Here is a 14,607-nt window from a genome sequence, read left to right as displayed (position 1 = left end):
GCCGTCTGCTGAGGAATCCCGCACCTATGCCCGCACGCCGACTCTCCCTGGGCGCCCTCGTCCTGATCCTGCTGATCCTCGGCGGGACCGTCCTCGCCGGGGTGACCCGTGGAGGCTGGGACCCTGCGCCGAAGCTCGCCCTGGATCTCGAGGGCGGCACGCAGGTCATCCTGCAGGCCTCCACCACAGCCGGCTCGACGGTCGATGCGCAGGCGATGGAGCAGGCCCGCCAGATCATCGCCCAGCGCGTCAACGCGATGGGCGTGGCCGAGACCGAGATCTCGGTCCAGGGCGGCACCAACATCGTGGTCGACGTCCCGGGCCAGCTCGACGAGGCCACGCGCGAGGCGCTCAGCCAGACCGCCGCGCTCTCCTTCCGCCCGGTGCTCGGCACCGTGGCGCCCGAGGGCACCGGCGCCCCGAGCGATGCGGGCGGCGCGACGGATCCCTCTGCCGGCACCTTCTCCGGCCCCGTGTCCCTGGAGGATCCCTACGCCCCGGCGACGAGCACGGCGACCGGCACCGGCGCGAGCGACGGGACCGCCGCCCAGGAGACGGGCACTCCCGCGCCGTGGTCCATGGACTGGATCTCCAGCGGCATCCAGAACGACGTGATGCAGGTCGACTGCACCGATCCCTCGCTCCAGCAGGAGAAGGCCTCGCAGGCTCCCGCATCCCTGCCCGTCGTCGCATGCGCGCCCGACGGCTCCGCGAAGTTCGTCCTCGGCCCGACGGTCGTCGCAGGCTCCTCGATCGTGGACGCCGGAGTGGGGCCCGAGACCACCCCCACCGGCCAGTCGACCGGCTTCTACGTCGTGAACATGACCTTCGACGCGCAGGGGGGCGAGGCCTTCGGCGCCATGACCCAGGCGCTCTACGGCCAGGAGGGAGCGACCACGCAGTTCGGCATCCTCCTGGACGGACTGGTCATCTCCGCGCCCGTGGTCCAGGCGCCGACCAGCACCAACGCCTCGATCACCGGATCCTTCACGCAGGATCAGGCCACGCAGCTCGCGAACCAGCTGAAGTTCGGGGCGCTCCCGCTCCAGTTCGAGGTGCAGTCCGAGCAGCAGATCTCGGCCACCCTCGGCGGCGACCAGCTGCAGAAGGGCCTCCTGGCGGGACTCATCGGCCTCGTGCTCGTCGTCATCTACGCGGCGCTCCAGTACCGCACCCTCGCGATCGTCACCACCTCCAGCCTGCTGGTGATGGGCGTGCTCGCCTACCTCGTGATGACGATCCTGTCCCACATCCCCGAGATCGGCTACCGCCTCTCGCTCGCCGGGGTGGCGGGTCTGATCGTCGCGATCGCCTTCACCGCCGACTCCTTCATCGTCTACTTCGAGCGCGTGCGCGACGAGATCCGCGACGGTCGCGGCATCGTCGCCTCCGTCGACCACGGGTGGGATCGCGCCAAGCGCACGATCCTCGCCTCCGACGCGGTCAACCTGATCGCCGCGGTGGTGCTGTACCTGCTCTCCACGGGCGGAGTGCGCGGGTTCGCCTTCACCCTGGGGCTGACGACTCTCCTGGACCTGCTGGTGGTGTTCCTGTTCACGCACCCGCTGCTGCAGGCGCTCGTGCGCACCCGCTTCTTCGGGAAGGGCCATCCGATGAGCGGGCTCGATCCCGCCCTGCTGGGACGCTCCGTGCCCGCCTATGCGGGGCGCGGGCGCATCCGCTCCGGATCCGAGCGCGCAGACGCGTCCGAGCGCTCCCGCAGCGGTCGCGGCGATCGCGACGCGGCGCCGCGCGAGACCCTCGCCGAGCGCAAGGCGCGCCTCGCGCGCGAGGCGCAGCCCTCCCCGGAGGCCGACCGCACCGCCCCTGACGTCTCCACCGACAGGAGCGCACGATGAGCACCCTGACCCGCCTCTCCTCCCTCGGCAACGACCTCCACTCCGGGAAGGTCTCGGTGCCGATCGTGCGCCGCCGCCGCACCTGGTACGCGATCAGCCTGATCGCGCTCGTGCTCCTCGGCGGCATCGCCGCGCTGCGCGGGGTGAACCTCGGCATCGAGTTCACGGGAGGATCCGAGTTCCAGATCGCCGGCGCCGCCTCCGGGGACGAGTCGCTCGCCCGCGACGTCGTGCGCGCGCACGTGCCCCAGAACGAGCCCAAGATCACCGCCATCGGCGGCACCGCGCTGCGCGTGCAGACGGCCGAGCTCGACTCCGCGCAGACCCAGCAGGTCGCCGCCGAGCTCGCGGACGCCTACGGAGTCCAGCCCCAGGACGTCTCCAGCTCGTTCATCGGCCCGGTCTGGGGCGGGGACGTCACGGGCAAGATGGTGCGCGGGGTCGCCGTGTTCATCGTGCTGGTCGCGATCGTGATGGCGCTCTACTTCCGCAATGCGACCGTCTCCCTCGCGGCGATGCTCACGCTGGTGCACGACATGCTCCTCACCGCCGCCGTGTACGGCGTGGTCGGGTTCGAGGTGACGCCCGCGACCGTGATCGGCTTCCTCACGATCCTCGGCTACTCCCTGTACGACACGATCGTCGTGTTCGACAAGGTGCGCGAGAACACCGAGGACCTCGGCTCCCAGACCCGTTTCACCTACGCCGAGGCGGTCGAGCTCGGGGCCAATCAGACCCTCATGCGCTCGCTGAACACCGCGATCGTGGCCCTGCTGCCGGTGGGCTCGATCCTCGCGATCGGCGCCCTGCTGCTGGGCGCGGGCACACTGAAGGACATCTCGCTCGCGCTGTTCATCGGCATCCTCGTGGGCACCTACTCCTCGGCGTTCATCGCCCCCGGCCTGCTGGTCACCCTCCGCGGGCGCGAGCGCGCGATCCGCGAGCACACGGATCGCGTGCACGCCGCGCGCGCCGCCGGCGCGCCGGCCGGCACCGACCCCTCCCAGCCCCCGATCGACGCGGACCCGGAGGCCGGCGCTCGCGCCGACCGCTCGGGGATCGCGCACCCCGAGCGGGAGGCCGCCGCCGGCGGCTCCTCCCGCGCCTCCTCGCACCCCTCGCAGACAAGGCGCTGACGATGACCCGACCCTCCCTCACCCCGCAGGCGCTCCAGGAGCTGATGACCAGCCGGATCGCCGAGTACCCCGACTTCCCCGAGCCCGGGGTGCTGTTCCGCGACATCACGCCGCTGCTCGCGGACCCGGTCGCTTTCCACGCGATCATCAGCCACTGGTGCTCGATCCTCCCGGAGCGCATCGACTACATCGTCGGCCTCGAGGCGCGCGGATTCGTGATGGGCACCCCGCTGGCCTACGAGCTCGGCGCCGGGTTCATCCCCGCCCGGAAGGCCGGCAAGCTGCCGGGCACGCCGCGCCAGATCTCGTACTCCCTGGAGTACGGCAGCGCGACCGTCGAGATCGCCGAGAACGCGATCCCCGCCGGATCACGGGTGCTCGTGGTCGACGACCTGCTCGCCACCGGCGGCACCGCGGCCGCGGCGATCGAGCTGGTCCGCCAGTTCGACGTCGAGCTGCTGGGCGCCTCGTTCCTCGTCGAGCTGCAGGGCCTGGACGGCCGCAGCAAGCTGCCCGAGGTCCCCGTGACGACCGTCTGGTCGATCCCGAACTGATCCCGGAGCCGGGCTGCCCGGACACCGGTCCGGGCAGCCCTGGCCACGGCATAGACTTGCCGCTCCGCGCAAGGAGGTGGCCCCATGCCTGACCAGGACAAGCCCACGGTCCCGAAGCCAAGGGCCGGGTCGTCGGCTGCGCCCCGCTCCGGGGTCGGCGACTCCGCGGTGCCCACCCTTCGTCGCTCGCGGTCCCCGTTCTCGTTCTTCGGCGCGCGCTCGGCCGCGACGCCCTCGGCCGGACCGGCGAGCGCATACTTCGAGCCCCTCGCGCAGGTCGTGGTGTCCACGCGCTCCAAGGAGGACCTCGCGCTCCTGGAGCGGGCGTACGCGGTCGCCGAGAAGGCGCACCGCGGCCAGATGCGCAAGAGCGGCGATCCGTACATCACCCACCCGGTCTCCGTCGCCACGATCCTGGCGGAGCTCGGCAGCCCGGTGGAGGTGCTGGCCGCGGCGCTCCTGCACGACACGGTCGAGGACACCGACTACTCCCTGGACCAGCTCCGCAGCGACTTCGGCGACGAGGTCGCCGTCATGGTGGACGGCGTGACCAAGCTCGACAAGGTCACCTACGGGGAGGCCGCGCAGGCCGAGACCGTGCGCAAGATGATCGTGGCGATGAGCCGGGACATCCGCGTGCTGCTCATCAAGCTCGCCGATCGCCTCCACAACGCGCGCACCTGGAAGTACGTGCCGTCGGCCTCCGCCGAGCGCAAGGCCAAGGAGACCCTGGAGATCTACGCGCCGCTGGCGCACAGGCTCGGGCTGAACACCATCAAGTGGGAGCTCGAGGACCGCTCCTTCCAGGTCCTGTACCCCAAGGTGTACGACGAGATCGTCTCGCTGGTCGCGCAGCACGCTCCCGCGCGCGAGCAGTACCTGCAGAGCGTCTCCGGTCAGATCCAGGACGATCTGCGCCAGGCCCGCATCAAGGCGACCGTCACCGGCCGGCCCAAGCACTACTACTCGATCTATCAGAAGATGATCGTGCGCGGCCGGGACTTCGCCGACATCTACGACCTGGTGGGGATCCGCGTCCTGGTCGACACGGTGCGGGACTGCTACGGCGTGCTCGGCATCCTCCATTCGCGGTGGTCGCCGATCCCCGGCAGGTTCAAGGACTACATCGCCCTGCCGAAGTTCAACCTCTACCAGTCGCTGCACACGACCGTGATCGGTCCGACGGGCAAGCCCGTGGAGATCCAGATCCGCACCCGGGAGATGCACCGCCGCGCCGAGTACGGAGTGGCGGCCCACTGGAAGTACAAGGCGCTCGCAGGGGCGAATCCCGACCAGCGCGGCGGCAGCGGAGAGATGGCCTGGCTGCGCCAGCTCATGGACTGGCAGAAGGACACGAGCGACTCGGGGGAGTTCCTCGACTCCCTGCGTTTCGAGATCAACAGCCAGGAGGTGTTCGTCTTCACCCCGAAGGGCGACGTCATCGCCCTCCCGCAGGGGGCGAGCCCGGTGGACTTCGCCTACTCCGTGCACACGGAGGTGGGTCACCGCACGATGGGCTCGCGCGTGAACGGTCGGCTGGTCCCGCTGGACTCGGCGCTGAGCACCGGCGATGTGGTCGAGGTGTTCACCTCCAAGGCCGACGACGCGGGTCCGAGCCGCGACTGGCTCGGCTTCGTGAAGTCCCCCCGCGCGCGCACGAAGATCCGGCAGTGGTTCTCCAAGGAGCGCCGCGAGGAGGCGCTGGAGAAGGGCAAGGACGAGCTCGCCAAGGCGCTGCGCCGCCAGGACCTCCCGATGCGGCGCCTGCTGACCCACGAGATCCTCAACGGGGTCGCGCTGGATCTCCACCAGCCGTCGGTCGATTCGCTCTACACCGCCATCGGCGAGGGGCATATCAGCGCCGCGCACGTCGTCGAGACGCTTCGCGCCGGTCTCGGGGGAGAGGCGGGGAGCGAGGAGGACATCGTCGAGATGACGGTGCCCTCCAAGGCGCTCTCCCGGCGCTCGCACGCGCAGCAGCACACGGCCGAGACGGACCAGGGGGTCGAGGTCGACGGCCAGAGCGATCTCTGGGTGAAGCTCGCGAAGTGCTGCACCCCCGTGCCGGGCGATCCGATCCTCGGCTTCGTGACACGGGGCGCGGGCATCTCCGTGCACCACGAGGCCTGCAGCAATGTGCGCCAGCTGGTCGATCAGGATCCCGAGCGCATCGTCCCGGTGCACTGGTCCGGTCGCACGGGCGCGACGTACATGGTGCACATCAAGGTCGAGGCCCTGGACCGGGGTCGCCTGCTCACGGACCTCGCTCTGGTGATCTCCGACCAGCACGTGAACCTCAGCTCCGCCTCGTGCCAGTCCCACCGCGATCGGCTCGCGGTCGCGAACTTCACCTTCGAGCTCGCCGATCCGAGCCATCTGCAGTCCGTGCTGACCCAGGTGCGGAAGGTCGAGGGCGTCTACGACGCCTACCGGGTGACCGCCGACGGCAAGCCGGTAGAGGGGCGCGAGGCCGCGCGCGCCTGAGCGCCCTGGAGCCCGGGTCCAGGGGCTCGCCCTTCGCGGGGCTCGGGGTGCTCGCGGTGTTCGGGGTGCCCGCACGGCTCCCGGGTGAAGCGGCGCGCTCGCGCGTCCACCGAGGGGCGCGCTCGCGGATCCTCCATGCCGCGCAGCAGCTCAGCGGCCCTCCTCGAGCCGCGCAGGCCCTGCACCGAGCGCAGGGCGCGCCCCAGCTGCGCGGGGGTGCAGAGACCGGCTCCGAGCATCGCGGCGACCGCGCGCACTGCCGCGTCCTGAGGCGCGAAGCGCATCAGGTCTATGCAAGTGCGGGCGGGGCTCGTGACCGGCGCTCCGGCGATGACGTCGATCTCCTCGGGCAGCAGGGTGCAGTGGCGCACGCTCGCGCCGCTGACGAGACTGCGGTGCGCAGAGGTGAGCAGCTCGAGAGGGCGGGGGAAGGCGCCTCCCAGATGCACCCAGAGCGCGGACCGTCCCGCGATCACGTGGTGGGGCCGCAGCTGCTCGCCGATCACGCAGCCCACCAGGAGCGCGCGGTCCAGCGCGGTGCGCGCAAGATCAGCGGGGATGCAGAGGTCGCGATCGAGGCGCAGCACGTGCCCGTCGAGCACCGCCCCCTCGGTGGAGGGGCTCCCTGCCGGCCACTGCGCCATCTCGCGCTCCAGCGGCGCGGCGAGGTCGGCGGCGTGCGCGGACCAGGCGGCGCAGGGGAGGGCCCGGGCGGGTGCGGTCATGCAGGGAGCATGGCATGCAGCAGCGGCGCCCCTCCACGATTGTGGACGGGCGCCGCTGCGGTCCCGCTGGCGGAGCTGGGGAGGATTCGCCCTCAGCCGAGGTCGCGCTTGGAGCGCTCGATGACCTCGAGCCACTCGCGGCGCACGCGCAGGGCCTCCTCGGCCTTCGCGATCTTCGCCGGATCGCCGGACTTCCGGGCCTTCTCGAGGTCCTCCTCGTAGCTGGCGATCGCGCTGTGCAGCTGGCTGGAGGCGCCCTCGACGCGGGCGCGCGTCGAGGGGTCGGTGCGGCGCCACTCGTCGTCCTCGGCCTGCTTGACCGAGCGCTCGACGGCGCGCAGACGGTCCTCGATCCGTCGCATCGCTGCGCGCGGGACCTTGCCGGCCGCCTCCCAGGCGTCCTGGATCGAGCCGAGGGCGGCCTTCGCGGCGTCCAGCCCCTTGCTGAGGTCGATCGCCTCGGCCTGCTCGAGCAGCTTCTCCTTGAGCGTCAGGTTCTCCTGCTGCTCGGCGTCCGAGGCGTGGAGGTCCTCGTTGCGGGCGGCGAAGAAGGTGTCCTGCGCGGCCTTGAACCGCGCCCACTGGGCGTCGTCCTTCTTGCGGTTGCCGCGGGGCGCGGCCTTCCACTCGTCCATGAGGGAGCGGTACTCGCGCACCGTGGGGCCCCAGTCGGTCGAGCCCTGGAGGGCCTCCGCGCGGCGGATGATGTCCTCCTTGACCTTCTCGGCCTCGCCGTGCTGCTCGTCGATCTGCGAGAAGAACGCGCGGCGCTTGCGATCGAAGGCGCTGCGCGCCGCCGAGAGCCGCTTCCAGAGCGCATCCTCGGTCGCACGGTCCAGGGCCGGGCCGTCCTTCTGCATGGACTTCCAGGTGGGGACCATCTCGCGCATGGTCTCGCCGGCGCTCTTCCAGCTCATGCGGTCGGGATCGGTCGCCACGAGAGCCTCGATGGACTCGACGAACGCGGTGCGGCCGGCTGCGGCCTCCTCGCGCTGGGCGACCCGCTCCGACTCGAGCGCCTGGATGCGAGCCTTCGCGACTTCGCGCAGATCTGCGGCGCGCGTGCGCAGCGCGGGGATGTCGCCGATGGCCTTCGGCTCCTTGAGGTTCTTGCGCAGGTTCTCCAGGAGCCGGTTGAGATCGGCCTGGGTGAGGTCGGGGACCGCCAGGCGCTGCTCGGTGACGTCCAGGAACGCGACGAGATCGAGGTAGGCGTGCGCCAGCGGCGTGAGAGCCTGCGCGCGGTCCTCCCCGGCGGCGGTGCCGATCACGCGCTTCTGCGTGCCGTCGAGGACGATGATGCTGCCGTCCTCGTCGATCTCGCCGAATGCGAGAGCCGCCTCGACGTCGGCATCCGCATAGGACTGCACGGGGGGCGCGACGGGGATGAGGGTGACGGCCGGCTTGCGCCCTGCGAGGGCCGCGGGGCTCGGAGGCCCGGGGCGGCGCGGCTGAGCGGGGCGCGGCGCGGCAGGCGCCGCGCCCGCCTGCGCTGCGGAGTCCTCCGCCGCGGGCTGCTGCTCGGCGGCCGTGCCGTCTGCTGCGGGCTCCTGGACGGCTGCCTCGCCCGCTGCGGGCTCCTGCGCGGAGGTCTCCGCTGCGGGCTGGAGCTCGTCGGCGGTGCTCTGACCGGCCTCGGTGGCGGGGGCGTCGGGAGTCTCGTTCTCGCTCACCAGGAGCTCCTTCGTTCATTCCGCTGGGATCGCGGGCACTGCCACTGCCGTGGCCTCATCGGATGTGGCGCGGATCGCCACGCGAGCGCACTCTACAGGGCTTCCCTGCCGTGCCCGCGCCCCTGCCCGTGAGCGCGGGCACGGCGGCCCCTCGGGGGCGCGAGGGCGGATAATGGAGGGCCGACCCCTCATGCAAGGAGACCTCGTGGCGAAGATCAGCGCCCTGTCCGGATTCCCCGAGTGGCTGCCCGCGCAGCGCCAGATCGAGCAGCACGTCATCGACGTGTTCCGCGAGGTCGCCGAGCTCCACGGGTTCTCCGGGATCGAGACGCGCGCGGTCGAGCCGCTCAGCGAGCTCGTCCGCAAGGGCGAGATCGACAAGGAGGTCTACGTGCTGCGGCGGCTGCACGCGAGCGAGGAGCCGGGGGAGAGCGCCGATCCGTCCCGTCAGCTGGGACTGCACTTCGACCTCACCGTCCCGCTCGCCCGCTACGTGCTGGAGCACCAGAACGACCTCGCCTTCCCCCTGCGCCGCTTCCAGATCCAGAAGGTCTGGCGCGGTGAGCGGCCGCAGGACGGCCGCTTCCGCGAGTTCTACCAGGCCGATCTCGACATCGTCGGCCAGGACGTCCTGCCGGCGCACCTGGAGGCCGACGTCGCCGTGGTGATGGCCGAGATCCTCTCGCGCCTGCCGCTTCCCGGGTTCACGATCCACGCGAACAACCGCAAGCTCTCGGAGGGCTTCTTCACCTCCCTCGGGCTCGCCGACACCGGAGCGGTCCTGCGCACCCTCGACAAGCTCCCGAAGATCGGTGCCGAGGCGGCCTCCCGCCTCCTGCAGAGCGAGGCCGGCGCGGATGCGCAGCAGGCCGCCGCCTGCCTCGACTTCGCGGGCATCCGCACGGCCGACGGCTCGTTCGCCGATCGCGTGCGGGCCCTCGGCGGCCAGGGCGAGATGCTCGAGGAGGGCATCGCCGAGCTCGCAGCCGTCCTCGAGAGCGTGGGGCGCTCCGTGCCGGGCGTCATGGTCGCGGACCTCTCCATCGCGCGCGGCCTCGACTACTACACGGGCACGGTCTTCGAGACGTTCCTCGAGGGCCACGCGGCGCTGGGGTCGATCTGCTCTGGCGGCCGCTACGACCGCCTCGCCGCGGACAACCGTCACAGCTACCCCGGCGTGGGACTCTCGATCGGGCTCTCGCGACTGGTCTCGCGGATCATCTCCGCCGAGCTCGCGCGCCCGTCGCGGGACGTCCCCACGTGCGTGCTGGTCTCGGTGTCCCAGGAGGCCGAGCGCGCCCGCAGCGAGGAGATCGCCCGCGCCCTGCGCGCGCGCGGGATCAGCTGCGAGGTCGCCCCGAGCGCCGCGAAGCTCGGGAAGCAGATCCGCCACGCGGACAAGCGCCGCATCCCCTTCGTCTGGTTCCCGGGATCGATCTCCGAGGGCGCGGGCGACGAGGTGCGGGACATCCGCACCGGCGAGCAGGTCCCGGCCGACGAGAGCACGTGGCAGCCCCCGGCCGAGGACCTCCACGTGCGCATCCTCCCGGTTGCGAAGGCCGCTGAGGGGGAGTGATCTCGCCCACCCGTGCACGGGGCAGGGAATCCGTGCACGGGGGTCAGCGTTCTACCGGTCATGGCTACCACGACTCTCACCACCGAGAACCATGACGAGACCGTCAAGGACGGCGTCGTCCTGATCGACTTCTGGGCGGGCTGGTGCGTTCCGTGCCAGCGGTTCGCCCCCATCTTCGAGAAGGCCGCCGAGGACCACCCCGACGTCACCTTCGCGAAGCTCGACACCGAGGACCAGCAGGAGCTCGCGATGCGCTACGGCGTCACCGCGATCCCGACCCTCGTCGCATACCGGGAGGGCATCCCGGTCTTCCAGCAGGCCGGAGCCCTTCCCGCCTCCGCCCTCGAGGACCTGATCTCCAAGGTCCAGGGCCTGGACATGGACGAGGTCCGCTCGGCGTACGCCGAGTCGCAGAAGGGCGGTCAGGCGCAGGCCTGACCACCCGGCGCCTCGCGCGGGAGCGGGCAGGAGCGCCCTGACGCTCCCGAGCATCCTGCGACCACGACAGAAGAGGGGCCTCGCACCATCGGTGCGAGGCCCCTCTCCTCATGTCCGCTGATCAGCGGTGATCGCGACCCGGACCGCGATGCTCGTCGCGCCAGTCGCGGGAGCCGCGCGAGTCGGACCCGGCGGAGCGGGGGCGGTCATAGCCGCCGCGGTCGCGGCCGGAGCCGCGCTGATCGCCCTTGTCGAAGCGGCCGCCGCTCTTGCCGGCGAACCCGCCGCGGCCGGCGGGACGGCCTGCGCCGCCGCGAGGGCCCTGATCCTCGGAGATGCGCAGCGCGCGACCCCCGACCTTCGCCCGGCTGATCTGGTCCATCTGCGCGGGGGAGAGCGACCCGCGGATCTGCACCAGGGAGAAGGACCCCATGATGTCGATCTTGCCGATCATCTTGCCGTTGATGCCGCCCTCGCCGGTGATCGCACCGACGAGCCCGGCAGGCTTGACGCCGTGGGAGTGGCCCGCGCCGACGCGGTAGCTGGTATAGCCGTGCTCGGTGCGCGAAGCCGCTGCGCCGCCGCGGGGACCGTTGCGGTCCGAGCCGCGGTCGCGGTCGCCGCCCTTGAGCGAGGCGCCCGTGAACTCCTCGTCCTCGGCCGTGGGGCTGCCGGGGCCCTCATCGCCCACAGCCTTGGCCGTGAGCGCTGCGGCCAGGGTGCGCGCATCCATTCTCGACTCCTCGAGGAAGGCGTCGATGCGCTCGAGGTACATGTCCAGTCGCCCGCGCTCGACGCGCTCGGGAGCGGACTGCAGGAGCGCGGTGGTGCGATGGATCGAGACGTCCCGCGGGCTCGGGATCTGGAACTCCTCGAGGGTCTGACGAGTCGTCTTCTCGATCGCGTGCAGCTTGCGGCGCTCGTGCGGGGCGACGAAGGTGATCGCCTCTCCCGTGCGGCCCGCGCGGCCGGTGCGGCCGATGCGGTGCACGTAGGCCTCGGGCTCGCCCGGGACGTCGAAGTTCACGACGAGGCCGATGCGCTCGACATCCAGGCCGCGGGCGGCGACGTCCGTCGCCACGAGCACATCGAGGGAGCCGTCGCGCAGTCGCTCGACGATCTTCTCGCGCTCCTTCTGGGCCACGTCGCCGCTGATCGTCGCCGCGACGATGCCGCGGGCGAGCAGCTCGACGCCGACGTCCTCGGCGGCCGAGCGGGTGCGCACGAAGACGATCGCCGCATCGGCGTCGGACGTCGCGAGGACCCGGGCCAGGGCGCCGGTCTTGTGGCGGAACGGGACGACCGCGTAGCGCTGGCGCACGGAGGTCACGGTGGAGGACTGCCGCGCGACCGAGACGGAGACCGGATCGGTCATGTGCTCGGCGGCGACCTTCTTGATCGCCGGGGGCATGGTCGCCGAGAACAGCGCGACCTGCTTGCTCTCCGGAGCGAAGCTGAGGATCTGGTCGACGTCCTCCGCGAAGCCCATGCGGAGCATCTCGTCGGCCTCGTCGAGGACGAGGTAGCGCAGGGAGTCGAGCTTGAGGTTGCCGCGCTTGAGGTGGTCGATGACGCGACCGGGCGTTCCGACCACGACCTGCGAGCCCTTCGAGAGCGCGCGCTCCTGCGGGAGATAGGGGGAGCCGCCGTAGACGGAGGTCACCGTGATCTCGCGGGATGCCTGGGCGAACGAGGCGATCGCGTCGGCGACCTGCATCGCGAGCTCGCGGGTCGGAGCGAGCACGAGGGCCTGGGTGGAGCGGTCGGCCGAATCGACGGCCGCCAGGAGGGGGAGGCCGAACGCGGCGGTCTTGCCGGTGCCGGTCTGCGCGACGCCGATGACGTCGCGGCCCGAGAGGAGGGCGGGGATCGCCTGCTCCTGGATGGGGGAGGGGCGGGTGAAGCCGAGAGCGGCCACCGCGGTCATCAGGGCCGGCGGCAGATCGAGATCGGCGAACGTGGGCTCCGCGGGGGCGGCGGGAGCCTCGGGGGTCTCGGCGGGAGCGGCGTCGGCGACGGAGCCCTGGGAGGTCTCGACGTCAGGAGCGTCCGTCTCGGAAGAGGCGGGCATGGGGGAATCGGGGTGCATGGAGTCCTTCGACTGCGAGGGTTGGAACAGACCCACAGGCGTGCAGGTCGGACAGCTCTCAGCATACGGAGACGCCTGCCACCTCCGGCAGGGTCTGCGGGGGCGAGATGCCTCACCACCGCGCTACGATCAGGGCGGTGCGCACCGCCCTGTGAGGCGTCGCACCCCGCGCGCGGCCCGGTGCCGGGCGCGTCCCCACGACTTCGACGAAGGGCATGTCCCGTGCTGCGCACCCATCAGGCCGGTGAGCTCCGCGAGGAGCACATCGGACAGACCGTCACCCTCACCGGCTGGATCGGCCGCCGTCGCGACCACGGCGGTGTGACCTTCCTGGATCTCCGCGACGCCAGCGGCGTCGCCCAGGTGGTCGTCCGCGAGGACGAGGCGATGCACCTGCGCAACGAGTACGTGCTGAAGGTGACGGGCACCGTCGACAAGCGCCCCGAGGGCAACGAGAACCCGGCGCTGCCGACGGGTGCGGTCGAGGTGACCGCGACCGACGTCGAGGTCCTGAACACCTCGGCCCCCCTGCCGTTCCAGCTCGATGACCACACCGAGGTGGGCGAGGAGGCCAGGCTGCGCTACCGCTACCTGGATCTCCGTCGCAGCGGTCCTGCTCGTACCCTGCGCCTGCGCTCCCAGATCAACCGCGCTGCGCGCGAGACGCTGCTGGACGACGGCTTCGTGGAGATCGAGACGCCGACTCTCACGCGCTCGACCCCTGAGGGCGCCCGCGACTTCCTGGTGCCGGCGCGGCTCTCGCCCGGAAGCTGGTACGCCCTGCCCCAGTCGCCGCAGCTGTTCAAGCAGCTGCTGATGGTGGCGGGCATGGAGAAGTACTTCCAGCTCGCGCGCTGCTATCGCGACGAGGACTTCCGCGCCGATCGCCAGCCCGAGTTCACCCAGCTCGACGTCGAGATGAGCTTCGTGGACCAGGAGGACGTCATCGCCCTCGCCGAGAAGATCCTGGTGAACGTGTGGAAGGCCGCGGGCCACGAGGTCGCGACCCCGATCCCGCGCATCACCTATGCGGAGTCGATGCGGCGCTACGGATCCGACAAGCCCGATCTGCGGTTCGATCTCGAGATCACCGAGATGACGGAGTTCTTCTCGAACACCCCGTTCCGCGTCTTCCAGTCGCCGTACGTGGGCGCCATCGTGATGAAGGGCGGCGCCTCGCAGCCCCGCCGCACGCTGGACGCGTGGCAGGAGTGGGCCAAGCAGCGCGGAGCCAGGGGCCTCGCCTACGTGCTCATCCAGGAGGACGGCACCCTCACCGGCCCCGTCTCCAAGAACATCTCGGAGCAGGAGAAGGCCGGGCTGGCTGCGGCCGTGGGCGCGGGTCCCGGCGACTGCGTGTTCTTCGCCGCCGGCGAGCCCAAGCCCTCGCGCGCGCTGCTGGGCGCCGCGCGCGATGAGATCGCTGCGCGTCTCGGCCTCATCGACGAGAGCGCGTTCTCCTTCGTCTGGGTCGTGGACGCGCCCATGTTCGAGCCGGCGAGCGATGCCGTCGCGGCCGGCGACGTCGCCGTCGGCGCCGGGGCCTGGACGGCAGTTCACCACGCGTTCACGTCTCCCAAGCCCGAGTTCGCGGACACCTTCGACACCGATCCGGGCAGCGCTCTCGCCTACGCCTACGACATCGTCTGCAACGGCAACGAGATCGGCGGCGGCTCGATCCGCATCCACCAGCGCGCCATGCAGGAGCGCGTGTTCTCGGTGATGGGGATCGACGAGGAGCAGGCGCGCGAGAAGTTCGGCTTCCTCCTGGACGCCTTCGCCTTCGGCGCGCCGCCCCACGGCGGCATCGCCTTCGGCTGGGACCGCATCGCGGCCCTGCTCGCCGGCACCGACTCGATCCGCGAGGTGATCGCCTTCCCGAAGTCCGGCGGCGGATTCGACCCGCTGACCCAGGCCCCGGCGCCGATCACCGCGCAGCAGCGCAAGGAGGCGGGGGTCGACGCGAAGCCCGAGCCCGCCCCCGCGGCGAAGAAGGCGTCCGACGCTGCAGCCGCCGCGGCAGGCGATGCCGCGGCAGAGGCTGAGAAGGCGCAGCCCGCCGAGGGCTGAGAG

10 protein-coding genes are annotated in these 14,607 nt (G+C 71.5%); 7 read left to right on the top strand and 3 right to left on the bottom strand.

Features of this window, described 5'->3' with window-relative positions:
• Positions 1 to 26 precede the first annotated feature (26 nt).
• The 4 genes from secD to Bequi_RS08850 all read left to right on the top strand — a co-directional run bounded on the left by secD (position 27) and on the right by Bequi_RS08850 (position 6,033).
• On the top strand, positions 27 to 1,859 hold the full coding sequence (secD, locus tag Bequi_RS08865; protein WP_249737573.1) for a protein translocase subunit SecD: 1,833 nt from the start codon (positions 27 to 29) through the stop codon (positions 1,857 to 1,859).
• The gene (gene secF, locus Bequi_RS08860; protein WP_249737572.1) at positions 1,856 to 2,995 is read left to right on the top strand and encodes a protein translocase subunit SecF; all 1,140 of its coding nucleotides are present in this window, start codon (positions 1,856 to 1,858) and stop codon (positions 2,993 to 2,995) included. The genes secD and secF overlap by 4 nt, the downstream gene beginning before the upstream one ends.
• 2 nt (positions 2,996 to 2,997) lie before the next feature.
• Positions 2,998 to 3,549, top strand: coding sequence for an adenine phosphoribosyltransferase (locus tag Bequi_RS08855; protein ID WP_249737571.1), 552 nt, complete (start codon positions 2,998 to 3,000; stop codon positions 3,547 to 3,549).
• Positions 3,550 to 3,633: 84 nt separating this feature from the next.
• Positions 3,634 to 6,033, top strand: coding sequence for a RelA/SpoT family protein (locus Bequi_RS08850; protein ID WP_283774838.1), 2,400 nt, complete (start codon positions 3,634 to 3,636; stop codon positions 6,031 to 6,033).
• On the opposite strand, the gene Bequi_RS08845 is transcribed toward Bequi_RS08850, so the two are convergent.
• Positions 5,976 to 6,758: a type IV toxin-antitoxin system AbiEi family antitoxin gene (locus Bequi_RS08845; RefSeq protein ID WP_249737570.1), complete on the bottom strand. Its 783-nt coding sequence runs from the start codon at positions 6,756 to 6,758 to the stop codon at positions 5,976 to 5,978. The genes Bequi_RS08850 and Bequi_RS08845 overlap by 58 nt on opposite strands.
• Positions 6,759 to 6,850: 92 nt before the next feature.
• Entirely contained in the window at positions 6,851 to 8,431 is a 1,581-nt protein-coding gene (locus Bequi_RS14385; protein ID WP_249737569.1) for a DUF349 domain-containing protein, read from the bottom strand.
• Between the two features lie 205 nt (positions 8,432 to 8,636).
• On the opposite strand from Bequi_RS14385, the gene hisS reads away from it, so the two are divergent.
• Together hisS and trxA are read left to right on the top strand one after the other, a co-directional pair.
• The gene (hisS, locus tag Bequi_RS08835) at positions 8,637 to 10,007 is read left to right on the top strand and encodes a histidine--tRNA ligase (protein WP_249737568.1); all 1,371 of its coding nucleotides are present in this window, start codon (positions 8,637 to 8,639) and stop codon (positions 10,005 to 10,007) included.
• 60 nt (positions 10,008 to 10,067) lie between these two features.
• On the top strand, positions 10,068 to 10,445 hold the full coding sequence (gene trxA / locus Bequi_RS08830) for a thioredoxin (RefSeq protein ID WP_249737567.1): 378 nt from the start codon (positions 10,068 to 10,070) through the stop codon (positions 10,443 to 10,445).
• Positions 10,446 to 10,566: 121 nt separating this feature from the next.
• Here trxA and Bequi_RS08825 read toward each other — a convergent pair whose 3' ends face one another.
• Positions 10,567 to 12,516 (bottom strand): DEAD/DEAH box helicase, encoded by a 1,950-nt coding sequence (locus tag Bequi_RS08825; RefSeq protein ID WP_249737566.1) that lies wholly within the window; start codon positions 12,514 to 12,516, stop codon positions 10,567 to 10,569.
• A 240-nt stretch (positions 12,517 to 12,756) separates the two neighbouring features.
• On the opposite strand from Bequi_RS08825, the gene aspS reads away from it, so the two are divergent.
• A complete protein-coding gene (aspS, locus tag Bequi_RS08820; protein ID WP_249737565.1) occupies positions 12,757 to 14,604 on the top strand; it encodes an aspartate--tRNA ligase in 1,848 nt (615 codons plus the stop codon).
• The last annotated feature ends 3 nt before the right edge of the window (positions 14,605 to 14,607 follow it).

Origin of the sequence: Brachybacterium equifaecis, from assembly GCF_023509525.1 — a bacterium.
Taxonomy (GTDB): Bacteria; Actinomycetota; Actinomycetes; order Actinomycetales; family Dermabacteraceae; genus Brachybacterium; species Brachybacterium equifaecis.
The sequence above is the reverse complement of the archived record's forward strand: the minus strand, read 5'-3'. Positions and strand labels throughout refer to the sequence as shown.

Excerpts from the sequence above, each read along its gene's own strand:
- secD (WP_249737573.1), top strand. The coding sequence starts at position 27 with ATGCCCGCACGCCGACTCTCCCTGGGCGCCCTCGTCCTGATCCTGCTG.
- secF (WP_249737572.1), top strand. The coding sequence starts at position 1,856 with ATGAGCACCCTGACCCGCCTCTCCTCCCTCGGCAACGACCTCCACTCC.
- trxA (WP_249737567.1), top strand. The coding sequence starts at position 10,068 with ATGGCTACCACGACTCTCACCACCGAGAACCATGACGAGACCGTCAAG.
- Bequi_RS08855 (WP_249737571.1), top strand. The coding sequence starts at position 2,998 with ATGACCCGACCCTCCCTCACCCCGCAGGCGCTCCAGGAGCTGATGACC.
- Bequi_RS08850 (WP_283774838.1), top strand. The coding sequence starts at position 3,634 with ATGCCTGACCAGGACAAGCCCACGGTCCCGAAGCCAAGGGCCGGGTCG.
- Bequi_RS08825 (WP_249737566.1), bottom strand. The coding sequence starts at position 12,516 with ATGCCCGCCTCTTCCGAGACGGACGCTCCTGACGTCGAGACCTCCCAG.
- Bequi_RS08845 (WP_249737570.1), bottom strand. The coding sequence starts at position 6,758 with ATGACCGCACCCGCCCGGGCCCTCCCCTGCGCCGCCTGGTCCGCGCAC.